This is a genomic window from Rhizobium sp. 11_C7_N12_5, from assembly GCF_051811145.1.
Taxonomy (GTDB): domain Bacteria; phylum Pseudomonadota; class Alphaproteobacteria; order Rhizobiales; family Rhizobiaceae; genus Rhizobium; species Rhizobium lusitanum.
Window position 1 is genome coordinate 1914003 of the sequence record NZ_JBPWPY010000002.1, and the last position, 22853, is coordinate 1936855.

The window sequence follows — 22853 nt, forward strand, 5'->3', positions numbered from 1 at the left end:
CTGTCCCTTTCCGGGCATCCCCGCCCGGCTGATTGGATCGTGATTGACGGCAGGTCTCCTGGCTCGCGGATGTCTGACAATCATCTGCCTTCCCGCGCCGTTTCCGCGCAGTGGCATGGTCCGAAGACCCTGGGAGATGACCAGCAAGCTGGTCGCTCCGGGATGACCGGCAATCCGCTTACAGTTGCGGGGGCAGCCACGGTCTAGGTCCCCTTTGGGTCGCCCTCACCGTGTTCCCTATTAATCCCCGTAGAGTCTTCCTTGGGGAACCGTCGCATCCAGTTATGTCGGACGACCGCTCGCCGTCAAGCACATCCATCGACAAAAGCCGCGCAATGTTTCTTCTCTTCTCCACCTCGACGACGAGTTGCTCGACATTGAAGAACACGCTCGTCTCGTTGTATGAGAATGAAATGGATGCGTTCACATCCGGCGAAGTTCATTTATCGATCTGCATAATAGAATTCATATCTAAAACGCCCTGCGGGCCAATATATCGACATTATCACTGCTCACCAGACGGCGTGAGCCTAACCAAAATGATGGATGAAAATGCAACAGGGGACGTTTCCGGTCGAGCTGGCTGAATTGGCCGCGGCGTTGCAGGCAAAGTCGGGAATCTTCAAAGCCGATCAGGAGGCTTTGGCGCTCAGAGAAGAGGTCGAAAGCGCAGCAAGAATTTTCATATTTGACCACGAGACGCAGGCTGAGACTTTTACGAAAGCGTATGGAATTAAAAACGCTCTCAAATGCTGCCTAGCTTTGCTCTCCGCGAATATCGAACCGGTGAAATACGAAAACGTGCGCGACCTAGGCTGCGGCTCGGGCGTCTTCGGATTGACGTTCGCATTTCTCGCTACGAACCCGAGGCTGCACCTGACCTTCGTCGATCAATCGCCCTTACACTTGAACATCGCGCAAACGGTGCTGACGGATTCCGGTTGCGCCGGCGATTTCAGCTTTCTCAACCAGACCCTGCCTCCCGATTTGCCGTCGAATTCGGAGCTGGACCTCATATCCTATTGGTTTTGCGAAAACGGCCACGTGGCGAGCGATGCCAGTTTGATCGATCGCCTGATCGGTCGCGAAGCGATCATTGTAGACTACGAAAAGGTCATCTCGGGCATCGTCGACCATCTTCCAGAGCACCTTGTTGTAAAAGACCGCTGGTCGGTGGAATCGGACGTGCCCTTGCATATGAGGGACATCGTGGGAGATGAGAGCGTGAGGAGTTACGGGATCCACATCGTCAGGGCTTGATCCCACCAGCGGGCATTTCGATGCACAGGCAGGCTATTCGGATCAGTCGATCGAAACAAATCCGGCGTCTCGCAATATCTCCTGCCCCTGTCGCGACAGCTTCCTTTCCTGTCCCTTTGCCGGCACAGCGGCGCGAAAGCGGTTTCCTCCCACCGGCCGCTGCCGAGTTTCGCCGAACGAACCGCGATGCCGCAGAGCGGTTCGAGCTGGACGGCGATGTTGAGGGTCTGGTGCTGCAGGATGATGACGCGGTTCACGACATCCGGAATATGCACCTGACGGCCGATCTGATCGGTCACCACACGGTCAGCCCAGGCGGGCGTCGAGAACACTATGCTGCCGAGTGCAATAGCGATTTTCGCGACGGGGATCGGGCGATGGAGTCTGAGTATGGGATTCTCCTGGAAGAGGCCTAACCGCTAGCATTATATTTTTCCGCATATAACGGTATCGCTCCGGCTCGAATATCGAGTTGATGGAGAGGCAATCCGGTCAGGCATCTGTGCGCGGTGAAATTGAATCATCATCCAAAGTCGAGTTAGAGGTGCCCATCGGGATTGATGGCTGTTCGCGGCTCGACTATATACCAAGCATGGCTTTGGAATATTACCTCGCTGGCTCGACTGACACGGAAGCGGAGAAGCGCCAGGGGCGGCCCGCATCCGAGCGGATTCTCACGCTTTTGAAGATGCGCGGTTCGCAAACCTCTGCGGCGCTTGGCACTGCTCTTGGAACAACCGGGGAGAATGCGCGCCAGCAGCTTGTCAAGCTGGCAGCGGATGGCCTCGTCGAGGCTCGTTCTCAAGCCAAGGGCGTCGGCCGGCCGCAACAGGAGTGGGAGCTGACGGAGCGCGGGCACGGATTTTTTCCCGATACGCATGGAGAGCTTGCCGTCAGCCTGATCAAGGCGGTTCGCAACACGCTCGGTGAAGCCGCGCTTGACCAATTGATTGCCGCAAGAGAAGGCGAGACGCGAGCCACCTATTCGGCCGTCCTCGAAGGCGTCGATGATCTCGAGGCGCGCATTGCAGCCCTTGCGGCGCAACGATCCGCCGAAGGCTATATGGCCGAATGGCGTCGGACGAATGAAGGCGACGCATGGCTCCTGATCGAGAACCACTGTCCGATATGCGCGGCCGCAACGACCTGCCAGGGCTTCTGCAGATCGGAACTGGCGGTGTTTCGCGATGTCCTTGGCGACGGCTGCACGGTAGAACGTGAGGAGCACATTCTTCACGGCGCTCGCCGTTGCGCTTATCGCATTTCGCCGCACTAGACGCCGGCTGAGGCGCGACCGCCACGACAGAAATTTCGTTAGAGCGTTGTCAAGCAAGGCGGGACAATTATGCAAGAAGACTGTTCCACATTCATCGTTGGAAAAGGCAACGTGAACGAGGGTCTCGTCCGCATCGCGTTGTACATTTGTGTATTCGGGACGCTGTTTTGGTGGCTGATAGGCTAGTCGGCCGACCGTCGCCTTCATCAGCGGGCGTTCGATTCCGGCAGGACGCATGGTATGCTCCGGGACTTTGACCCTGCCCGCATGCGAATGCGGGTCGCTCGTCGCAAGCCCTATGTGAACGATCAAAACCAGTCAATCACACCCCCTCAAGAAGCAACATTGGTGGATTTGGGAGCATCGCAACGGCGCTGCGTCCTCGTTTCACGGCTTTCCCCGGTGCTTCGATCACGCGAAACGACTCCTATTGACCTTTTCACAGATGAATATAGTCTGCGTATATGCAAATTGGCAAACCGCCATGGCGGGCCGATGTGGAGGTGCCGGACCTGTCAAGTCCGGTGTGAGGACGGAAAGCGGTCTCGGGCAGGAGGCGCCGCGTTCCGGGAGGAGTGACATGACAGACGACAATCCGGCGCTGCAGAGCGCCGTCCGCAAGGCGACCATCCGTCTTCTGCCCTTCCTGGGCTTGATGCTGATCCTTAATTTTCTCGATCGATCGAATGTCGGCTTCGCCAAGACGGCCTACCAGGCCGACACTGGTCTTTCGGATGCGGCCTATGCATTCGGGGCCGGTATTCTCTATCTTGGCTACGCCACCTTCGAAGTACCGAGCAACCTGATCATGCAGCGCGTCGGCGCCCGTCTCTGGCTCAGTCGGATCATGATCACCTGGGGTATCGTCTCGGCCTGCATGGTCTTTGCCCACACGGCGACGAGCTACTACATCGTCCGTTTCCTGCTCGGCGTCTGCGAAGCCGGCTTCTATCCGGGCGTGTTGCTCTATCTGACCTACTGGTTCCCTGCCAAGCAACGGGCGCGGGCGACCGGTCTTTTCTATCTCGGCGTGCCCCTGGCGCTGGTGATCGGCGCGCCCCTTTCCGGCTGGCTTCTCACCCATCACGACGTGCTGGGTCTTACCAACTGGCAATGGATGTTTGCGGTCGAAGGCCTGTCGGCGACGATCGTCGGCATCCTGGCGCTGTTCTTCCTGACGAGCCGCCCCGGCGAAGCGAAATGGCTGACCACAGAGGAAAGAAAGGCGCTCGTCACCGTTATCGAATCGGAAGAGCGCGGCAAGCTCTCCGAGGTGAAGCATTCCGTCTTCAGCGTGCTTAGGGATTGGCGGGTCCTAACCTTCATCGGCATCTATCTCTTCATTCAGGTGGGCGTCGGCCCGATCACCTTCTACCTGCCGGCGCGGCTGGCGCAGGCCATGGGCGGCGGCGTCAATACCTGGGTCGGCGTGCTGCTGGGTCTGCCGTGGCTCTGCGCCCTGATCGCAACGCGCTTCTTCACTGTTTATGCCGACCGGCACGACAATCACCGCATCGTCTGCATCGCCATGCTGACGGTCGGGACCATTGCACTGGGTATGATCGGGCTCACCATGAACCCCTGGGTCATGGTAATTGCCGCCTGCATCGCGGTGCCGGGGCTCGCCTCATCGCAGCCGGTGTTCTGGAGCATGCCGACCCGCTATCTCGGTGGCGTCGGTGCCGCAAGCGGCATCGCCTTCATCGTCTCGCTCGGCAATCTCGGCAGCTTCGCCTCGCCGCAGATCAAGGCCTATGTCGATGCCGCGACCGGCAATGGCGATATCGGCTTCTATATTCTCGCCGGCTGCTGCTTCCTCTCCGTTGTGCTCCTGCTGGCGCTCGGCCCGCACCGCCGCTGGATCGTCGACAGCCAACCGGCCGCCGGCAACAGCAGCACGCACTGAGATGACAATGGCGGCGGCCTGATTATCCTTACCCGACACCGTCGCCTTCATCCCGATCGCATCGGGATGAGGCAGGGATCGATGATCGACGGATCGAGAGCGATCAAGCAAGGGTGCCTCAGGAGCGCTCCTACGGCAATGGACGGTGCCACCGACCGCGCCTGCAATGCCAGCACCTATCGACATCGCTTAGAGCGAGATTGCGGAAGCCCCCAGATAAAGCGTGCCGGAGCTTTCGACGCTGGCCTCGAATGGCATTGACCGCAGCGGAAGCGTTTGGCGATCTTTCACGAAAAACCTTGATTTAAAAGGCTTCGGGCGTGATCACTAAGATCGACGCTACAATCAATCGTAACATGCTTGCGGAAGATATCATCCCGAAGCGAAGATATTGCATATGATTGGGGGTGGAGGGGCGACGGTCGCCATCACAAAATATCATGAGGGGTACAGCGGCCGTCTAGTCTCATTGCAATCTGGGAGGAGCGCAACAGTGAACAAATATGACGACAATCTGGGTCGGCGCGAGGCAAACCATAGCCCGATGACGCCTATATCCTATCTGGAGCGGGCTGCCCGCACATTTCCCGAGCGAACGGCAGTCATTCACGGAAGCCAGCGAATAAGCTACTCGCAATTCTGGAAGAATTGCCGGAAGCTCGCCTCCGCGCTATCACGTCACGGCGTTGGAAAAGGCGATACGGTGACGGTGATGCTGTCCAACACGCCACCGATGCTGGAAGCGCATTACGGCGTGCCGATGGCAGGCGGCGCCGTGCTGCACTCCATCAACACAAGGCTGGATGCGGACTCGATCGCATTCCAGCTCGACCATGCCGAATCCAGGGTCGTCATCGTGGATACCGAGTTTTCCGACGTCATGCGGCAGGCGCTGGAGAACGCCGCGGTCACCCCGCTGGTGATCGGCTTCGACGATGCCGAATTTCCTGCGGACGCACCGTTCAAGAAGGGTGCGCCAATAGGGACCATGAATTATCAGGCGTTTCGAGCTGGTGGTGACGAGGCATTCGAATGGGCCGAGCCCGTTGACGAGTGGGATGCCATTTCCCTGAATTACACATCCGGCACCACCGGAAATCCCAAAGGCGCAGTCTACCATCACCGCGGTGCCGCACTTGCATCGCTCGGAAATGTCATTCACGCCGGCATGGGCAAGCATCCCGTCTATCTCTGGACACTGCCGATGTTTCACGCCAATGGCTGGTGCTTCACTTGGACGGTCGCGGTGCAGGCCGGCACGCATATCTGCCTGCGATGGGTGCGCGCCAAGCCGATATTCGATGCCATTGCCGATCACGGCGTTACGCATCTGTGTGGTGCACCCATCGTCATGTCCTCGCTGGTCAACGCGCCGGACAGCGATCGGCGCGCATTTTCCCAGAAGGTCGTTTTCAATACGGCCGCGGCACCGCCGCCGGAAGCAGTTTTGGCAGCAATGGCCAATGCGGGCTTCGAAGTGACACACCTTTACGGACTGACTGAAACGTATGGTCCGGCCGTGGTCAATGAATGGAACACTGCCTGGGATAACCTTAGCAGCGCCGAGCAGGCTGCCAAGAAAGCACGGCAGGGAGTTGCCTATATCGCCCTCTCCGAACTGAATGTCATCGATCCCGAAACCATGACCCCTGTGCCGGCGGATGGAACGACCATTGGCGAAGTCATGCTTCGCGGCAACATGGTGATGAAGGGCTACCTCAAAAATCCGGCGGCGAATGACGAGTGCTTTGCCGGTGGATGGTTCCACTCAGGCGATCTTGGCGTGATGCACGAGGACGGCTATGTCCAGATCAAGGACCGCTCGAAGGACATCATTATTTCCGGCGGCGAGAACATCTCGTCGATCGAGGTCGAGGATGCTCTCTACAAGCATCCGGCCGTTGCGGTAGCCGCTGTTGTGGCCAAGCCTCACGAGAAATGGGGGGAAACTCCGGTTGCCTATGTGGAGCTCAAGCCCGGCGAGCAAGCAACCGAACAGGAGCTGATAGACCACTGCAAAACAATCATCGCCCGCTTCAAATGCCCCACGCGCATCGTGTTTGCAGAGATACCGAAGACGTCCACCGGCAAGATTCAGAAGTTCCTTCTGCGTCGGATGCCGATCTGACCTCATCGATGTCCAGTCGGTCGGAAGAAAGCGGCGCGACGTCCTTGCCTGATCTCAAAGAGCGGTGAAGCCGGCCGAGCCGATTGCTGCGAGAATGGAAACGGTCGTCACAGCCGCTTCCTCGTCAAGAGCCGATCATGGAGGATCATGCCCGCCGCCATGGCGACAACGAACAGCGGGACGGACGGCAGCCCGATCGAAAGCGCGGAGACAGCCGGCCCCGGGCAGAAGCCGGCACTTCCCCAGCCGATGCCAAAGATCGCAGAGCCGACGATGAGGCGCGTATCGACGGCGGACTTTTCAGGCAGGTGGAACCGCGTGTCCAGGGCGGGCTTTTTCATGCGGCGCTGGAGCATGACGCCCGGTACCGCGATGAGTACCGCACCGCCGAGCACGAACATCAGGCTCGGATCCCAATGGCCACTGGCCAAATTGAGGAAGCCGAGGACGCGCGCGGGGTCGACCATTCCGGAGAGCGACAGGCCGAAGCCAAAGATCATCCCCGAAAGGAAGGCAACAGCGAGGCGCGCGTAGGATAGACCTGTCATCTCAGTATCCCCATGGTGGTCGCCGTGATGATTCCCGCGGCCAGGAAGGTCGCGGTCGCCGCGAAGGAGCGCTTCGAGAAACGAGCGAGGCCGAGAATCCCATGACCGGAGGTGCAACCTGAGCCCATGCGGGTGCCGATGCCGACAAGCAGCCCGGAGGCAAGCACAAGGTACCAAGGGGCCGCGATCGTCACTGCGGGGTAACGATCATAGGTTGCGGCGTAAAGGAGCGGGCCGGCCATGAGACCGACGACGAACGCGATGTTGGCTGGAACCTGATATCCGCCGAGGAGACGGCCGACGATCCCACTGATGCCGGCGATCCGACCGTTGACAACGAGCAGCAGAACGGCGGAGGCACCGAGGAGCATCCCGCCGAAAAGTGAGGGTAGATAAGGCGTCATCTCCGCCCCTCCGGTCCGCAGAAAATAGCGTAGAGCGCTTGGATGAGTTGCGCCGCCTTCTCTTCCGTCAGACGATAGAAGATCTGCTTGGCCTCCCGGCGTGTTTCGACGATGCCCGCCTCACGCAGCACGCCGAGTTGCTGGGAGAGTGTCGGCTGATGGATGCCAAGTTTCTCCTCCAGCGCGCTAACCGAATATTCGCCTTCGGCGAGCGCGCAGGCGAGCATCAGCCGCACGGGATGCGCCAGCGTCTTCAAAAGTGTCGCGACCTCGCCTGCCCGGCCTGCCATCTCCTCAGGCGCCAAAGCGGCGGGCGCCGATCTTTCGATTCCCGTCACTATGCGGCCCCCTCCAGCGCGTCAAGCGGAAATTTGAGGTAGCGCCGACCGTTATCCTCCGGTTCCGGCAACCGACCGCCGCGAATATTCACCTGAAGCGCATGGAGGATCAGCTTCGGCATCGGCAACGTCCGGTCTCGTGCTTCGCGAAGCGCGACGAATCGGTCCTCCGTCATGCCAGACAAATGCGCGTTGTCGCGCTTCTGTTCGCCCACCGTGCTTTCCCACTTCGCATTTCGCCCGCCCGGCTGGTAATCGTGGCCGGTGAAAAGCCGCGTTTCGTCGGGAAGCGCCAGAATCCGCTGGATCGAGTTCCAAAGAGCCTTGGCGCTGCCGCCTGGGAAATCCGCGCGTGCCGTACCCGAATCTGGCATAAAGATCGTATCGTGGATGAAGGCGGCGTCGCCGATGACATAGGTGACGGAGGCGAGTGTGTGGCCGGGCGAGAACATCACGCGGCCTTCAAGGCTACCGACACTGAATGTGTCGCCATCGGCGAAAAGCCTGTCCCATTGCGAGCCGTCCGTGGCCAACTCCGGCCAGTTGTAGATGCCCTTCCAGAGCTTCTGCACGTCGACCACGCGGGAGCCGATCGCGGTTGGCGCTTCGGTCTTCTGCTTCAGATAGTGTGCAGCCGAGAAGTGGTCGGCATGGGGGTGGGTGTCGAGAATCCATTCGACCGTAAGCCCCTCGGCCCGCACATAGTCCAGGATCGCATCGGCATGAACGGTCGCGGTCGTGCCGGACTTCTCGTCGAAGTCGAGCACGGGATCGATAATGGCGCAGGCTCTCGTCGCCGGATCGGTGACGACATACTGGATGCTGCCGGTGCGTGCATCGTAGAAACCCCTGACGCGCGGCGCTTTCCCGGCCTGCCGCTTAAGCCAGCCTGCCGCGCCGGACAGGTCAAAGCCGTGGCCTTTGCCGAAAAGTTCGATATCCTCGCTCTTCATCCGCCCATCGAGCACCTCACCAAGCGCGTAGAGCGTGAGCGCCCGTGTCCCGCTCTTGCAATGGGCCAGGACTGGCCCTTTCGCATCGGTTATCGCTTTCTGGAAGGCGCGGATATCGGCCTCGGTGATGGTCCGACCCGTGACCGGCACGAACGCATAGCCAAGGCCGGCCGATCGCGCAGCGGCGGATTCCGAGGCATTGCCCGGTTGGCCTGCCTCTTCACCATCCGGCCTGGCGTTAATGACGGCGGCAAACCCCTGTTCGACAAGGGAAACGAAGGCAGTTGGGTCTGGTTGATCCGACACAGTCACCAGGTCGTTGACGTTAACAAGGTTCATAACACGGCTCCAAACAGTCATTATATAATTTCATATAATATATATTGATTGTTTACAAGACCCTTCATAGCCCCGGACCAGCATAAAGCGCTTGCCCGCCACACATCAGTGTAAACAGGTTCGGAACGCCGACCCGTTGAAAATCTCGACAACGATTTGAAATTGACAGCAAAATCAGGTCATCTGCGAGATCGTGACCGACGCCTGTCGTGATCCCTATCAGTCCGGAAAGCCGAATCTATTTCAATAGCTTAAGCGCCCTCTCGACGGGGTCTTTCTTCGATGCTTTTTCACAGAGATAGCTGTCCCTTCGCGCCAAGTGCGGAGATTTGCAGTCCTCACGGCTCTGTCTCCGAAAAGACTGTTGCGGTCTCTCGGACATTCGGTACCCTGTCACAACCATGTCATGAAATGCGTCGACACCTCGTGCCGAATCAAGAACGGGTGGCCAGATGGAATATTTCAGACGTTTTAACTTTTTGTTCGCGACGCCGGCCTTCGACAACGAGGATTTGGAAGGAACCCGTTATAACCAGATCGTTGAGGAAATCGAACGCTCAGGTTTCGAGGTTGTGCGCGCGCGCAATCTGGAAGACGCAGAGATCGCCGTACAGACGGACGCCGCCATCGGCTGCATGATGGTCGATTGGGGCAAGAAGGGGCTCGAGGGCAAGACTGCCTCTCTCATCAATTTGATGCGCCGCCGCGGCCTCGAATTCCCGATCATCCTGCTTATCCGCCGTAAACGCTTCGAGGACGTGCCGGTGGAGGTGCTCGACTTCATCGACGGCTATGTCTTCCTCTCCGAGGAAACGCCTGCCTTCATCGCCAAGAACCTTATCAGCCGGCTCAAGCAATATGCCGAGACGCTGAAGACACCGTTTTTCGGCGCGCTGGTAGACTATGCCGAGGAAGGCAACCAGCTTTGGACCTGCCCTGGGCACAATGGCGGCGTGTTCTACAGCCGCAGCCCCATCGGTCGGGTGTTCATGGAGCATCTGGGCGAAGCGGTGTTCCGCGACGATCTCGACAATTCGGTGCTCGACCTCGGCGACCTGCTGACCCACGAGGGGCCGGCACTTGCTGCACAGAAGGAGGCAGCCAAGATCTTCGGCGCCGAGAAGACCTATTTCGTACTGAACGGCACCTCCACCTCCAACAAGGTTGCGCTCTCCGCACTCGTGACCGACGGCGATCTGGTGCTGTTCGACCGCAACAACCACAAAGCCGCCCATCATGGCGCTCTGATGATCTCCGGCGGCATTCCGGTCTACCTGCCGACCAAACGCAACGTCCATGGGCTGATCGGTCCGATAGATTTCTCAGCCTTGGACGAGGAGGCCCTGCGAGAGCGCATCCGTACTCATCCGCTGGTGAAAGATCCCGATGCCTATAAGAAGCCGCGTCCGTTCCGCGTCGCGGTGGTGGAGCAGTGCACCTATGACGGCACGATCCACAATGCCGAGATGATCCTCAAGCGCATCGGGCACCTGTGCGACTATATCCTCTTCGACGAGGCATGGGCGGGCTTCATGAAATTTCACCCGCTATATGCCGGACGCTTTGCCATGGGCCTTGGTGATCTTGGCCCCGACGCGCCGGGCATCATCGCCACGCAATCTACCCATAAACAGCTCGCGAGCTTCTCGCAGGCGTCCCAGATACACATGAAGGATCGGCATATCTCCGGCCAGAAGCGCCGCGTGGAGCATCGGCGGTTCAACGAGAGCTTCATGCAGCACGCCTCGACCTCGCCCTTCTACCCCTTGTTTGCCTCGCTCGACGTGGGCGCGCAGATGATGAAGGGTCGCTCGGGCGTGGTGTTGTGGGACGACACGATCCGTCTCGGCATCGAGCTGCGCAAGAAGATCCGGGCCGTGCGACGCGAGTTTGAGGAAAAGGAGCATCGCCCCGAGCGTCGCTGGTTCTTCGAACCTTTCGTGCCCGACCGGGTGGCGATCCCGGATGTGTCCAGCCCCGGTGCGGCGCATGATGTGCCTTGGGAGAGCGTCACCACCGATCAACTCGCCACCAATCCTGCCTTCTGGCACCTGACTCCCGATGCGGCATGGCACGGGTTTTCCGGCATGGAACCGGGCTTCGCCATGACAGATCCCAACAAGCTCACCCTGCTCACCCCGGGCTTTGATCGGGCGAACGGCACCTATGCCGAGCATGGCATCCCAGCGCCTGTGGTCGCGCAATATCTGCGGGAAAACCGTATCGTGGCGGAGAAGAACGACCTCAACTCCCTGCTGTTCCTCCTCACCCCCGGCGTGGAAGCCAGTAAAGCCGGTACGTTGATCAGCGGCCTCGTCGCCTTCAAAAAACTCCACGACGACAATGCGCTGCTGGAGGAGGCAATCCCCGAATTCTATCGCCGCCGGCCGGACCGCTATGCAGGGGTGCGGCTACGCGATCTGTGCGGAGAAATGCACCGCTTCTTCCGCCAAGCCAATGTCAGCGCGCTTCAGGCAATGCAGTTTTCCGCTGCGCACCTACCGCCGATCGTCCTCTCGCCCCATGATGCGGCGCGCTGCCTGGTGCGCAATGATGTGGAGTATCTGCCGATCGACGCCATCGCCGGCCGCATCGCGACAACGCCGTTCGTGGTCTATCCCCCGGGCATCGCCACCATTGTGCCGGGCGAACGCTTGACGGACAAGGCACAACCCATGATCGATTATCTCAAGATGTTTGAGACCAGCTTCAACACCTTCCCCGGATTTGAGGTGGAGATTCAAGGGCTCTATCGCGAGACCGATGCATCTGGCCGCGTCCGGCTCTATACCTATGTCGTTGCCGAATAGGCTGGGAAATTCGGGTTCGATCATGGAGCAGGACAAAACAATCGTCATTCGCCCGTCCCGGGAAACCGACGTTGATGCCATGTTGGCGATCTATCGCCGCCATATTCGCCGCGGCATCGAGGATGGGGTGGACGATAGCGACACGCCGCAACCGGACGATCTGCGGGAGCGGCGCAAGAATTTGAAGAACCGCCGCTTCCCCCATGTCGTCGCGATCAAAGGCGGAGTGGTGGTAGGCTACGCCTATGTGGTGCTGTTCCGCAAACGCCCGGCCTATCGTTACACCGTCAAGCACTCGATCTATGTGCATCACGACCATATCGGCCAGGGCGTTGGGAGCCTGCTCATGCGCGGGCTGATCGACGCCTGCGCAGCCGCCGGTTTCCGGCAGATGATCGGTTATATCGATGCCGATAACGTTGCTTCGCTCGCCCTGCACGAACGGTTCGGCTTCGCGCGCGTTGGTTTATTGCCAGGCGTCGCCTATCGTTACGGCCGCTGGGCCGACAGCGTGATGGTCCAGCGCTCGCTCGGCTCCGGCACAACCGCTGCGCCGCCGCCGCCAGCGCTTTCAACCCGCTGAAACGAACGGGAATGATGCGCGATGAGTATGCTGACATCTCTATCCCAGGAGTCGCGGCCGTCAGGGACCGCCCCTCGGTGTCGCCAGGCCAGTCCGTCTCGCTCAAGATTGATGTGAAGAAAGCGCATCTGTTCGAGCCGGTACGCGGCAAGCGGCTGCCTTGAGCGGACCATCATGAATATGCTGGCATTTTAGCCGTGGCCGATTTTACATTGGCTTTACGCACCCAAAAGTGGCCAAGGGGCGTGATGGGGATGCGGATGCGTACGGTAGCAATGTTGATTTTTCCCGGCGTTCAGATGCTGGATGTGGCCGGACCTCTCGATGTCTTCGCCGAGGCGACCGTCTTTCTCACCGGCGACGATGGATACCAGGTGACATTGATTGGTCCCGACCGAGCTCCCCTTCGCGCATCGAATGGCATGACGCTGGTCGCGGATCTATCCTATGACGAAGCAGCCGGGCCCTACGACCTGTTCCTGATCGCGGGCGGCCCCGCCCTTCCGGATACCGAGTTCCCGCAAAACCTGATCGATTGCGTCCGCCGCCTGTCCGCCGCCAGTCGGATCTTCGGTTCGGTTTGCACCGGGGCATTCTGTCTGGGAGCGGCAGGGCTTCTCGATGGGCGCAAGGTTACCACGCACTGGCAAAATGCGCGGCGTCTTGCATCCACCTTTCCGAAGGCGGATGTTGAAGTCGACCGGATCTATCTGCGCGACGGGCCGATGATTACCTCCGCCGGAGTGACGGCCGGCATCGACCTTGCCCTGTCGCTGATCCGCGACGATCACGGATCAGCATTGGCGCTTTCTGTCGCAAAGCGACTGGTCGTCGTGGCCCAGCGTCAGGGCGGCCAATCGCAGTTCAGCCCCTATGTGGAAACGCTCTCGGACGAGAAATCTCCGATCTCCGTTGCGGCTGCGTTTGTCATGTCCAACCTGAGAGAGCGGCTCTCGGTGGCGGACCTTGCCACTGCCGCCTCCATGAGCGTCCGCAGCTTTGCGCGGGCATTCGTTGCCGGCACGGGACATCCCCCAGCCGAATTCCTCGAAAAGGCCCGCATCGACGCCGCGCGCAACATGCTCGAGCGAACGGACGACCCTCTCAAAGTGATCGCGTACGAATGCGGCTTCGGCAACCCGAAGCGCATGCGTCAGGTCTTTGCACGAAATCTCGGCATCTCGCCGGTGCAATACCGAGATCAGTTCAAGGCTCCGAAGTGAAGCCCGATCAACTTTCCCACGGAGAGCTGAGGATCATCTCGACAAAATCTCCGCGCTTGTAGGTCGGGTCCATCTTGGAAAGCACATCGGCCTTGACGTTGCCGAACGTCGTTTCAGGCTTACGGATCGTGCCAAGGCAGAAGGACGTCAGGATGCCGTGCTTGAACTTCAGCCCGCGCGGATGGCAACGGCAAACTTCTTCGCGCTGGCCATCGCTGACGTCATGATAGCCGATGCCCAGCACGTCCATTTCCACGCCGGCGGTCACGAGCGCCACGGTTGGTCTCTTGTGCTGCGGGATCCCGGGAGTGGTATGAAGCGCGATCGAATCCCAGACGTCATCGACATCGCGCTCGGAGACGTCATAGGAGGTCAGGAACGCTCGGGCTGCATTTGCGCCGTCGACCTCGAAGCGGTCCGTCTCGCTGGCATATTCGTCCATGATGCCCATGTCATGGAACATGGCGCCGATATAGAGAAGCTCCGGATCATAACCGAGCCCCTTTCGATTGCCCGCCAGGGCGCCGAAGAGGAAAACGCGACGCGAGTGGTGGTAGAGGAGATCCGTTTCCGTATCCCGTACCAGCTCGGTTGCGGCCCTTGTCATTGCGCTGTCCGGGATAGCGATGCCCGCGATCATCTTCGGTTCGTCTGCCATCGATGGGTTCCTTTGAGAAAGATTGAACGATACCGAGATCGAGGTTGCCGGGTGCTGAAAAGGCTGCGGGGCGAACCGTCTCGTTGGCCGCAACATGGCAGTCGGCACCCGCCCTCGGCAATCGATCCGAGGGGGCGGTTCCTGCCAATTCGAGCCCGTTTTCGGCCGATGGCATATGCTGAAGAAGTCGCCGTGCAGTTCAGGATTGCCGATGAAGCGATGCTGTGGCTTGGCGGCCAATGGGCTTAGCCCCTAGACAATCCACCGATGTGGAGAGCGATCTCGTCTTTCCGGGAAAGCCGAGCTGCCAATGCATCAGACTTTTCGCGCTCTGCGATTGGCCGCCCTTGCGCCAGCAATCGCATGCACACCGGCGGGGGCAGCGACGGACGCCCGTTTTACAAGCGAACATTCCAGCTTGGTAATCTGATAACGGCGCTCCCGCGGCAATATCGCTGTCTCAAGATGTTCGATCGCCCATTGGCCCATTGCCATGTGCGGAAGGACGGAGGTCGTCAGAGGAGGCACGAGATGACGGGAAATGTCTTCGTCATCGTAACCTATCACTGACATATCCTTCGGGATATGCAGCCCCGCCTCTTTGAGAGCCTCATAACATCCGATGGCGGTGCGGTCGTTCTGGCAGAAGATTGCAGTCGGGCGCTCGGCAAGCGAGAGCAACTTCATCGTCGCGGAATAGCCGGCACTCGCCGACCAGTCGCCCTCGATCACCAGTTCGGGGTCGAATGGAATGTCGGCCGTTGCCAGAGCCCTGCGATAGCCCGTCAGCCGGTCCTGAGCCGCCTGCATCCATGGCTCGCCGGTGATCGTCGCGATCCGATGATGGCCGTGCGAGATCAAATGCCGGGTGGCCGTCTGGCCGCCCGCGATTTCGCTCGGGATGACCGCCGGAAACGCATAGTCCGAGGTGTAGCAATTAAGGAGAACAAGCGGAATATTGAGGTCGTACAAATAGTCGGGGAGTTCCACCTCGCGGGTGAATATCGTCATGTAGATAAGGGCCGAAATCCCGCTATTGGTAAGCGCCTTTATTGCCCGCGGCTCCATGACCGGATCGCTCATCGTCTGGGCGACGAGCAGGACATTGCCGGCATTCCACGACGCCTGACGCGCGCCTTCTATGGCAACGACCGCCTCCGGGCTGGTTGCAAGCTGGTCGACCGCAAAGCCGATGACGCCATCCAGTTTCGACTGGGATGCAAGCGCCGGCGGCGTGGTAAACACCGGGGCGACATAACCGAGCTGACGGGCCGCTTCGATGACCCTGTCGCGGGTCTGTTGTGACAGGCGCATGCCGGGCGTATTGTTGAGGACGAAAGAGACGGCAGCCTGCGAACATCCGGCAGCCTTGGCTATGTCTGTCATCGTAACCCTGCTGCCCAGACGGCGGCCCTTCCGCTTCGGCGCCGTGTTGCCGTCGGCCGCTTGCCCACCGTCTGCGGCGATTGTTCTTTTCATAGCGATATCTCGTCTCCCCTGAAGCGAAACTGGCGGACATTTCCCCACCGCCTTGCCCCGCGCTAATTTTTATTAGCACTGTTGAGAGGATTTCGGCAACTGTCGAAGGGTAGAATAGCGAATTGTCAACGTATCAAAGCCGTCCTTTGCCCAAAAGCTTGATGGAAAACGACACTTGTGTCGCAACGTCGGAGGAAATGCCCCATGGTCATTAAGGTAATACTATTTACTAATTGAAATTAGTTGTATACCGTTGACCGCGTGGTTGGACGTGCCGTGTCTCGCTTGCGAGAGGCCCTAGGAGGGGGTTCAGGACCGGTCTGCCGCGAGTTGCAACTGGATCCTGCTAACGGGTCTATGGGAGGATTATCATGAAATACGTAACACGTGGTGCTGCCGCCTTTGCGGCAGGGCTGATGCTGAGCTATGCAACGGCCACGGTCGCCTATGCTGCCGACAAGCCGACGCTGGCATTCGTCGTCAACGGCGCGTCCGACTTCTGGAAGGCCGCCGAAGCCGGCGTCAAGAAGGCACAGGCCGAGCTGCCGGATTTCAACTTGGAACTGAAATATCCCGAGCAGTCTTCCGTCGCGATTCAGCAGCGATTGATGGAAGACCTGGTTTCAGCTGGCGTCAAGGGCATCATGGTTTCGGCTGTCGATCCCAAGACCTCGACGGATGGCCTGAACAAGATCGGCTCGCAGACCGCCCTGTTTACGACTGATAGCGATGCGCCGGATACGAACCGCGTCGCTTATATCGGCTCGTCGAATGTCGATGCCGGCAAGCAAGCTGCCGAAATCGCCAAAAAGGCCATGCCGAACGGTGGCAAGTGCATCGGCTTCGTCGGCCTGCTCGGTGCCGACAATGCCAAGGAGCGTATCAAGGGCATGAAGGACGGTATCGCCGGCACGAAGATCGAGCTGACAGACGTGCGCGGCGACGATATCGACCAGACCAGAGCCAAGAAGAACGTCGAGGATGCACTTGTTGCCAGCCCTGACGTCACCTGCATGGTCGGCTTCTATTCCTACAATACGCCACGCATCTACGAGGCGCTGCGCGAAGCGGGCAAGCTCGGCCAGATCACCGTCGTCGGCTTCGATGACGATCCGATCACGCTCGGCGGTGTCAAGGAAGGCACGATTGCCGCCACGGTGGTGCAGCAGCCCTACCTGTGGGCCTATCAGGGCATGAAACTGATGGCCGCCTATCTGAAGGGCGACAAATCGGGTATTCCTGCTGGAAAGCTGATCATCATCCCGACGAAGATTATCGGCAAGGATGACGTCGACGCCTATGCCGCAAATTTGAAGGCGATGGCCGGCAACTGAAGATCATCTCCTGTAACAGCGCCGGCCATTGATCCGGCGCTGTTACACCTTGATCGCGCGCGAAGCTGAGATCGGCATTCAAGCCGCATCGCATATCCTGCAGGCTCTATATCCGTTATGAACCAACGATCAGACACACTGGTATCAACAGAAACGACGGCGCCCTTTCTCAGCCTCTCGGGCATCGGCAAGACCTATCCTGGCGTCGTTGCGCTTGATGACTTCTCGATGGATGTCAGCCCCGGCGAAGTGATCGGGCTCGTCGGCGAGAACGGCGCCGGCAAATCGACGCTGATGAAGATCCTGGGTGGCGTCGTAAAGCCCGACCGCGGAACCATTCTGCTCGACGGAGCGGAACATGCTGCCCTTAGCGTTGAAAGCAGCATCGCGTCTGGAATTGCCTTTGTGCATCAAGAGCTCAACCTGTTCGAAAATCTCGACGTTGCAGCCAATATTTTCCTCGGCCGCGAGCCGCTGCGCGGCGGCCCCCTGAAGCTTGTCGACCGACGCCGCCTGCGCATGATGGTCGCGCCGCTCTTGAAGCGCGTCGGCGCGAATTTTTCGGCGGACACGCCGGTGGCCTCGCTGTCGCTTGCTCAACAGCAGATGGTCGAGATCGCAAAGGCGCTGTCCATCAACGCTCGCCTTGTGATCCTTGACGAGCCGACATCCAGCTTGCCGCTTGCCGAGACCGAAAAGCTTCTTGCCGTCATCTCGGCGCTCAAGGCAGATGGCATCAGCGTCATCTTCATTTCCCACCGCCTGCATGAGGTCGAGCGCGTCGCCGATCGCGTCATCGTTCTGAGAGACGGAACGCTCGCGGGGACGCTCCCCAAAAACCTGATCGATCACGACCGGATGGTAAAGCTGATGATCGGCCGGGCACTGACCGCGCGTGTTGCGGAAGCCCACCGGCCGCCGGGCAATGTCGCGCTGAAGGTCACGGCCATTCGCACCGCCGCTTATCCGACCCGGCCGGTCGATCTCGCCATCAACTATGGAGAGATCCTTGGGCTGGCCGGCCTCGTCGGATCGGGCCGAACGGAGCTCGCTCGTGTGCTCTTCGGGATCGACAAAAACTATGGCGGCTCCACGGCGCTTGATGGCAAAGACGTCAAGCTTACCTCTTCGACGAAAGCGGTCGCCAATGGCATTTTCCTGGTGCCGGAGGACCGCAAGCTCAACGGCATCCTTCTCGATCTGCCGATCTCGCAGAACATATCCCTGCCCAATCTTCCCGTTCACGCGTCTCGGTTCATGGTTTCGTCGGAGCGGGAAAATGCCGCCGCGGAAATCCAGGGCAAGCGGCTTGGTATCAAGGCGCCTTCCGTGTCGACCCGCACCGGCACGCTTTCGGGCGGCAACCAACAAAAGGTCGTCCTGGCCAAGTGGCTATCGATGAATCCGAAGGTGATGATCTTCGACGAACCGACCCGCGGCATCGATATCGGGGCAAAGAATGAAATCTACGGCCTGATGCGCAAACTCGCCGACGCCGGCGTGGCGATCCTGATGATCTCAAGCGACATGGAGGAGGTCATCGGCGTCTCCGACCGTATCGCGGTCATGCATGAGGGGCAAATCGCCGGGATACTCGAGAAAGATAAGTTCAGTCAGGAAAACGTGCTTTTGCTGGCCGTCGGCAAGGCGATACACTAACGGCTGCGGCCAAATCGAATGGATATACGATGAGTAAGAAAGATCTGGGCTTGCTCCTGTTGATCATCGCCGTCGGCATTGTCGTCGCGATCATCAATCCGCGGTTCCTTCTGCCGATCAACCTGGCCAATACGTCAAATCTCATCGGCCTTTTCGGGATATTATCGATCGGGCAAGCCTTCGTGATCATCACCGGCGGGATCGAACTCTCCGTTGGCTCCCTCGTTGCCTTCCTCGGCGTACTCTTCATCGATTTCGTCGCCGTCCAGAACATGCCCTGGCCCATCGCGCTGCCAGTGATCCTGATCCTTGGTGGCATTTTCGGTGCAATCCACGGCTGGCTCATTACGCGGCTCAACCTCCAGCCCTTCGTCGTCACTCTTTGCGGCTTGTTGATCTATCGCGGGGCGGCGCGTTTCTATACGGCTGATGGCACGGCAGGTTTCGCCTTCGGCCAAAACTTTCCCGACTTGGAATTCCTGACCGCCGGCCGATTTTACGGCGTGCCAAACACCTTCATCGCGCTGGTGATTATCGCGGCCGTCATGTGGATCGTCCTTCATCGCTCCGTGTATGGACGCTATCTCTATGCCATCGGCAAGAACGAGGAAGCCGCGAAATATTCCGGCATTCGCACCGCCAAGATGGTGATGATCGCCTATGTCATATGCGGCGTGCTGACGGCGCTCTCCGCGATCTATTTCGCGATGTACACCCGTTCGATCTCGCCGGCGAGCCATGGGCAGTTCTACGAGCTCTACGCCATTGCAGCGGCGGTGCTGGGCGGCTTTTCGCTGCGCGGCGGCGAAGGATCTCTGATCGGCGTGGTCTTGGGCACGATCCTGCTGCAGGAGCTGCAGAACCTCGTCAATCTTCTCGGCATCCCCTCCTCGCTCAACTTCGCGGTCATGGGCGGCGTTATCCTGATTGGGGTGCTGATCGACCAGCAATGGACCGCAATCCGCGCAAGGCGGCTCCTGATATCGGCCGCCCGCCGGCCTGACGCGCGGCTGCTCGCCGAGTAAGCGCAGTCACCTTTAGGCCCGATTAGCCGCGCAGGCCGATGCTGCTCGGACCGGAACCAGCCTGCTTCCGCAGCGCCAGGCCGACGGTTTACGTCGCGTCTATGCGCCATAAACCATCCGTTAGGCATTTGTTGACCATAATTGTAGCGAAAGCGATGTCGCAGATGCGGCGCCTCTGATTTCCTGTGTCTTTTACCAAGGGCGAAAGTCGTATCCGTGCACCTAGCGATCCTTTCCATTCCGACGACAACTTTAGCAATGGCCCTGTCCTTCGTCGCTTGCCGAGTGGCGCTGATTGCAGTGCTGGTGCTGGGCGCTTTAGCCGGAACTGCGCAGGCAGCGGCAGACGACCGAGCACTCAAGCTCTTCTTCACGCATACCGGCGAACGGGCAACCATCGTCTTCAAGCGGGGCGGCAAATTCGATCCGAAGGGCCTGGCGCAGATCAACCGCTTCCTGCGCGATTGGCGGAAGAACGAGCCGACCAGGATCGATCCGGACTTGCTCGATCTGGTCTGGGAAGTCTATCGCCGCAGTGGCGCAAGGGAACCCATTCACGTCGTCTCGGCCTATCGCTCGCCTTCGACAAACAGCATGCTGCGAAACCGATCGCGGAGTTCCGGTGTCGCGAAACACAGCCAGCACACGCTTGGCAAGGCGATGGACTTCTACATACCGGGCGTGAAGCTTGCGACCCTGCGCGCAGTGGCCATGCAGATGCAGGTCGGCGGCGTCGGCTTCTATCCGACATCCGGATCGCCGTTCGTGCATCTGGACGTCGGCAATGTCCGTGCCTGGCCCAGAATGTCGCGCCAGGAGCTCGCGCGGCTCTTTCCAACGGGGCAGACCATGCATCTGCCAGCAGATGGAAGGCCGCTGCCGGGTTACGAAGTCGCGGTCGCGGAATCAAAGAAACGCGTCCGCCTGGCGGGAAGCAGGATTGCGGCCATTGCGGATGAGGACGATGACGCCGAAACCCCGGCGACCTCCTCCGACCCTCTGGCCGGCAGAAGCCTTGTCACCGCCATGCTGCCGACGCCGCGAAGCCGGGCCGGCAATGGACTGGAGCTTCAACTCGGCAAACGGATAGCGGAAGAGAATGAAATTCGACCCTTCGCCGACCTCGCATCCTATACCGTCCCACTGCCGGCTTCGCGACCGAACAGCATCGTGGTGATCCCGACATCCGCCCCTGAAAGAACCGTCCCCACGGCCCTTGCGAGCCTGGTGGTGGGACGCAACGATGCGGGCAACCTGCTCGTTGCGGATCGCTCGGGAGCTTCGCTGAACGATGCCATGGCGAGGATGCAGCCCATGGCGGATCTGCCGACCACCGCCGCACAGGAGGTATCGGCCGGGGTCGGTGCCATGTCCACAGGGGCCCTTGTCGCATGGGCCTTGCAGCCTCCGGGCACTGCGATGGAAATGACGCTTCCCGATCTGGTCGGTGCGCCGCTCCCCATGGAAGCAGATGCAACAGACGCCGGGCACAGTGCTTCCGCGGTTGCCGAGGATAAATTCGACAGCGAAAGATTTGGCTTCGAGGGCTGAACTTCGCTCGCGGCCGCGGTTTTGCGCGTGAAAACCCGAGTGCCCGCGTTACCTCGTAAAGGCGCGGCTCCAAGGGCAAGAGCTTCGGCGGTGTCAATGTGCTCGGGCCCTGGATCGTCACCAAGGATGAGCTCACCGATCCCTACATGCTCAAATCGGAACATCGCGCTCAGTCCGACGTTAGCCTCATGAGGTTGCAGGTCGTGCCAAGCGGACGCGATGGCACCGAAGAATATGGAGATTTTTCCGCTTTCTCTCCATAGCCAACGAAATGGCAGGCGAGCTTCTCACCCATCCGATCGGCAACCTCTCCCAGATCTATAAGGAGCTAGAACACGGCTCGACCGGATGCGCGGGCGTCCCTATATTCGAGAAATAAGGTCGCCCCAGACTGTGGGCGTCGGATCTAGCCGGAAGACGACATCATGGATCGGTTCAGCAACGCCAATGCCGCCAGTACCCTTCTTTCCAGCAGGGATCGCGGCTGGACAGGTCTGGAGGCAGAGTTCCTGCATATTCAGGCCGGCCGCACACATGTGCCCGGATCGCGAACGCACCGGCTGGGCATTCATTTTGGACGCGCCGTGAATGCCCACTGCCAGTGCGACGGCCGGCATTATCGCCGGCAGCAGAAACACGGCGATATCGACGTCGTTCCCGCGGGACTGGATGGCTGGTGGGAAGATGATCGCGATTGCACCATTCTGCGGCTGAACATCCGGCCGGAACTCCTCAATGCCGCCGCCCGCGAGCTCGGCCGGGATCCGGAAACCGTTTCGCTGGCACCTAAATTCCAGCTTCGTGATCCACGGATCGAGTCGATAGCCTGGGCCATCAAGGCGGAGATCGAGGCGATCATACCATCCGACAGGACTTATGCGGACATGCTGGGCATGGCTCTCGCAATCCGCCTGGTGGAAAGCGACGGGCAAAAGCGGTTCGAGCCTGCCGACGCACGCGCGACATTGACCAGCCGACAACAACGACGTCTCGCGGAATTCATCGAGGATCATATCGATCAATCATTGTCTCTTGCCGATCTCGCCGCGGTCGCAGGGCTCAGTGTATCGCATTTGAAACCACTGTTTCGCGCCACCTTCGGCATGCCGGTCCATAGATATGTCCTGACGCGCCGGGTCGAGCGCGCCAGATTGCTTCTTATGGCTGCAAACATACCCGTCGCTCAGGCCGCATTGGAGACCGGCTTTGCCCACCAAAGCCACATGGCGCACTGGATGCGGCGCATTCTCGGGCTCACGCCCGGCATGATAACCCGAATGCATTCCTGACATCGATTGTCGTCCGAACCTGCAATAGGCTGTCCGAACCTGCGCGAACCAGCGTGCGTCAATGGATAGGTTTGCTGGCAGACGAACAGG

19 protein-coding genes and 1 riboswitch are annotated in these 22853 nt (G+C 59.7%); of the genes, 12 read left to right on the forward strand and 7 right to left on the reverse strand.

The genetic code is table 11. The annotated features are described in order from the left end of the window. Nucleotides 1-31: 31 nt before the first annotated feature. A riboswitch (cobalamin riboswitch) is annotated at nucleotides 32-289 on the reverse strand. Between the two features lie 263 nt (nucleotides 290-552). After that, entirely contained in the window at nucleotides 553-1260 is a 708-nt protein-coding gene (locus AB8B29_RS28060) for a methyltransferase (protein WP_051963256.1), read from the forward strand. On the opposite strand, the gene AB8B29_RS28065 is transcribed toward AB8B29_RS28060, so the two are convergent. Continuing rightward, entirely contained in the window at nucleotides 1233-1592 is a 360-nt protein-coding gene (locus AB8B29_RS28065) for a hypothetical protein (protein WP_092574244.1), read from the reverse strand. The two genes, AB8B29_RS28060 and AB8B29_RS28065, sit on opposite strands and share 28 nt — an antisense overlap. A 356-nt stretch (nucleotides 1593-1948) precedes the next feature. Between AB8B29_RS28065 and AB8B29_RS28070 the strand changes: the two genes are divergently transcribed. The 3 genes from AB8B29_RS28070 to AB8B29_RS28080 all read left to right on the forward strand — a co-directional run bounded on the left by AB8B29_RS28070 (nucleotide 1949) and on the right by AB8B29_RS28080 (nucleotide 6570). Further along, nucleotides 1949-2536, forward strand: coding sequence for a helix-turn-helix transcriptional regulator (locus tag AB8B29_RS28070; RefSeq protein WP_037192058.1), 588 nt, complete (start codon nucleotides 1949-1951; stop codon nucleotides 2534-2536). Nucleotides 2537-3116: 580 nt separating this feature from the next. After that, nucleotides 3117-4442: an MFS transporter gene (locus AB8B29_RS28075; protein ID WP_037191794.1), complete on the forward strand. Its 1326-nt coding sequence runs from the start codon at nucleotides 3117-3119 to the stop codon at nucleotides 4440-4442. A gap of 493 nt (nucleotides 4443-4935) precedes the next feature. Continuing rightward, nucleotides 4936-6570, forward strand: a complete 1635-nt coding sequence (locus tag AB8B29_RS28080; protein WP_280951430.1) for an acyl-CoA synthetase — start codon at nucleotides 4936-4938, stop codon at nucleotides 6568-6570. Nucleotides 6571-6677: 107 nt separating this feature from the next. Here AB8B29_RS28080 and AB8B29_RS28085 read toward each other — a convergent pair whose 3' ends face one another. Genes AB8B29_RS28085 through blh form a run of 4 tightly spaced genes read right to left on the reverse strand, consistent with a single transcriptional unit; the run spans nucleotide 6678 to nucleotide 9152 of the window. Then, complete coding sequence (locus AB8B29_RS28085) at nucleotides 6678-7118, reverse strand: YeeE/YedE family protein (protein WP_092574242.1); 441 nt, start codon at nucleotides 7116-7118, stop codon at nucleotides 6678-6680. Next, nucleotides 7115-7522 (reverse strand): YeeE/YedE family protein, encoded by a 408-nt coding sequence (locus AB8B29_RS28090; RefSeq protein WP_047561672.1) that lies wholly within the window; start codon nucleotides 7520-7522, stop codon nucleotides 7115-7117. Before AB8B29_RS28090 ends, AB8B29_RS28085 begins: the two co-directional genes overlap by 4 nt. Beyond that, entirely contained in the window at nucleotides 7519-7812 is a 294-nt protein-coding gene (bigR, locus tag AB8B29_RS28095) for a sulfite-sensing transcriptional repressor BigR (RefSeq protein ID WP_439006932.1), read from the reverse strand. Before bigR ends, AB8B29_RS28090 begins: the two co-directional genes overlap by 4 nt. A gap of 47 nt (nucleotides 7813-7859) precedes the next feature. Further along, nucleotides 7860-9152 carry a bifunctional sulfur transferase/dioxygenase Blh gene (blh, locus tag AB8B29_RS28100; protein WP_439006893.1) on the reverse strand — a complete coding sequence of 431 codons (1293 nt, stop codon included), beginning with the start codon at nucleotides 9150-9152 and terminating at the stop codon, nucleotides 7860-7862. A gap of 452 nt (nucleotides 9153-9604) precedes the next feature. Here blh and AB8B29_RS28105 point away from each other — a divergent pair, with 452 nt between their 5' ends. From AB8B29_RS28105 to AB8B29_RS28115, 3 genes are all read left to right on the forward strand, one after another. Then, nucleotides 9605-11962 (forward strand): Orn/Lys/Arg decarboxylase N-terminal domain-containing protein, encoded by a 2358-nt coding sequence (locus AB8B29_RS28105; RefSeq protein WP_037191806.1) that lies wholly within the window; start codon nucleotides 9605-9607, stop codon nucleotides 11960-11962. A 22-nt stretch (nucleotides 11963-11984) separates the two neighbouring features. Then, entirely contained in the window at nucleotides 11985-12545 is a 561-nt protein-coding gene (locus tag AB8B29_RS28110) for a GNAT family N-acetyltransferase (protein WP_037191807.1), read from the forward strand. Nucleotides 12546-12805: 260 nt separating this feature from the next. After that, nucleotides 12806-13768, forward strand: coding sequence for a GlxA family transcriptional regulator (locus AB8B29_RS28115; RefSeq protein WP_037191810.1), 963 nt, complete (start codon nucleotides 12806-12808; stop codon nucleotides 13766-13768). Between the two features lie 7 nt (nucleotides 13769-13775). Here the strand turns inward: AB8B29_RS28115 and AB8B29_RS28120 are convergent, their stop codons facing one another. Together AB8B29_RS28120 and AB8B29_RS28125 are read right to left on the reverse strand one after the other, a co-directional pair. After that, on the reverse strand, nucleotides 13776-14426 hold the full coding sequence (locus tag AB8B29_RS28120) for an HD domain-containing protein (protein WP_037191811.1): 651 nt from the start codon (nucleotides 14424-14426) through the stop codon (nucleotides 13776-13778). Nucleotides 14427-14741: 315 nt separating this feature from the next. Further along, nucleotides 14742-15812, reverse strand: coding sequence for a LacI family DNA-binding transcriptional regulator (locus AB8B29_RS28125; RefSeq protein WP_244655298.1), 1071 nt, complete (start codon nucleotides 15810-15812; stop codon nucleotides 14742-14744). Between the two features lie 464 nt (nucleotides 15813-16276). Here AB8B29_RS28125 and AB8B29_RS28130 point away from each other — a divergent pair, with 464 nt between their 5' ends. From AB8B29_RS28130 to AB8B29_RS28150, 5 genes are all read left to right on the forward strand, one after another. Next, on the forward strand, nucleotides 16277-17239 hold the full coding sequence (locus tag AB8B29_RS28130; protein ID WP_037191814.1) for a sugar-binding protein: 963 nt from the start codon (nucleotides 16277-16279) through the stop codon (nucleotides 17237-17239). A gap of 117 nt (nucleotides 17240-17356) precedes the next feature. Continuing rightward, on the forward strand, nucleotides 17357-18898 hold the full coding sequence (locus AB8B29_RS28135; RefSeq protein WP_092574238.1) for a sugar ABC transporter ATP-binding protein: 1542 nt from the start codon (nucleotides 17357-17359) through the stop codon (nucleotides 18896-18898). A gap of 29 nt (nucleotides 18899-18927) precedes the next feature. Further along, on the forward strand, nucleotides 18928-19923 hold the full coding sequence (locus AB8B29_RS28140) for an ABC transporter permease (protein ID WP_092574237.1): 996 nt from the start codon (nucleotides 18928-18930) through the stop codon (nucleotides 19921-19923). A 258-nt stretch (nucleotides 19924-20181) separates the two neighbouring features. Then, a complete protein-coding gene (locus AB8B29_RS28145; protein ID WP_092574236.1) occupies nucleotides 20182-21474 on the forward strand; it encodes a DUF882 domain-containing protein in 1293 nt (430 codons plus the stop codon). Nucleotides 21475-21899: 425 nt separating this feature from the next. Continuing rightward, entirely contained in the window at nucleotides 21900-22763 is an 864-nt protein-coding gene (locus AB8B29_RS28150; RefSeq protein ID WP_092574234.1) for a helix-turn-helix domain-containing protein, read from the forward strand. Nucleotides 22764-22853 lie beyond the last annotated feature (90 nt).

What these genes read in the sequence shown, in the direction of transcription:
- AB8B29_RS28120 (WP_037191811.1), bottom strand. Translation starts at nt 14,426, where the DNA reads ATGGCAGACGAACCGAAGATGATCGCGGGCATCGCTATCCCGGACAGC.
- AB8B29_RS28145 (WP_092574236.1), top strand. Translation starts at nt 20,182, where the DNA reads ATGGCCCTGTCCTTCGTCGCTTGCCGAGTGGCGCTGATTGCAGTGCTG.
- AB8B29_RS28070 (WP_037192058.1), top strand. Translation starts at nt 1,949, where the DNA reads ATGCGCGGTTCGCAAACCTCTGCGGCGCTTGGCACTGCTCTTGGAACA.
- AB8B29_RS28060 (WP_051963256.1), top strand. Translation starts at nt 553, where the DNA reads ATGCAACAGGGGACGTTTCCGGTCGAGCTGGCTGAATTGGCCGCGGCG.
- AB8B29_RS28150 (WP_092574234.1), top strand. Translation starts at nt 21,900, where the DNA reads ATGGATCGGTTCAGCAACGCCAATGCCGCCAGTACCCTTCTTTCCAGC.
- AB8B29_RS28085 (WP_092574242.1), bottom strand. Translation starts at nt 7,118, where the DNA reads ATGACAGGTCTATCCTACGCGCGCCTCGCTGTTGCCTTCCTTTCGGGG.
- AB8B29_RS28090 (WP_047561672.1), bottom strand. Translation starts at nt 7,522, where the DNA reads ATGACGCCTTATCTACCCTCACTTTTCGGCGGGATGCTCCTCGGTGCC.
- blh (WP_439006893.1), bottom strand. Translation starts at nt 9,152, where the DNA reads ATGAACCTTGTTAACGTCAACGACCTGGTGACTGTGTCGGATCAACCA.
- AB8B29_RS28135 (WP_092574238.1), top strand. Translation starts at nt 17,357, where the DNA reads ATGAACCAACGATCAGACACACTGGTATCAACAGAAACGACGGCGCCC.
- AB8B29_RS28105 (WP_037191806.1), top strand. Translation starts at nt 9,605, where the DNA reads ATGGAATATTTCAGACGTTTTAACTTTTTGTTCGCGACGCCGGCCTTC.
- AB8B29_RS28075 (WP_037191794.1), top strand. Translation starts at nt 3,117, where the DNA reads ATGACAGACGACAATCCGGCGCTGCAGAGCGCCGTCCGCAAGGCGACC.
- bigR (WP_439006932.1), bottom strand. Translation starts at nt 7,812, where the DNA reads ATGGCAGGCCGGGCAGGCGAGGTCGCGACACTTTTGAAGACGCTGGCG.
- AB8B29_RS28140 (WP_092574237.1), top strand. Translation starts at nt 18,928, where the DNA reads ATGAGTAAGAAAGATCTGGGCTTGCTCCTGTTGATCATCGCCGTCGGC.
- AB8B29_RS28115 (WP_037191810.1), top strand. Translation starts at nt 12,806, where the DNA reads ATGCGTACGGTAGCAATGTTGATTTTTCCCGGCGTTCAGATGCTGGAT.
- AB8B29_RS28110 (WP_037191807.1), top strand. Translation starts at nt 11,985, where the DNA reads ATGGAGCAGGACAAAACAATCGTCATTCGCCCGTCCCGGGAAACCGAC.
- AB8B29_RS28130 (WP_037191814.1), top strand. Translation starts at nt 16,277, where the DNA reads ATGAAATACGTAACACGTGGTGCTGCCGCCTTTGCGGCAGGGCTGATG.
- AB8B29_RS28125 (WP_244655298.1), bottom strand. Translation starts at nt 15,812, where the DNA reads ATGACAGACATAGCCAAGGCTGCCGGATGTTCGCAGGCTGCCGTCTCT.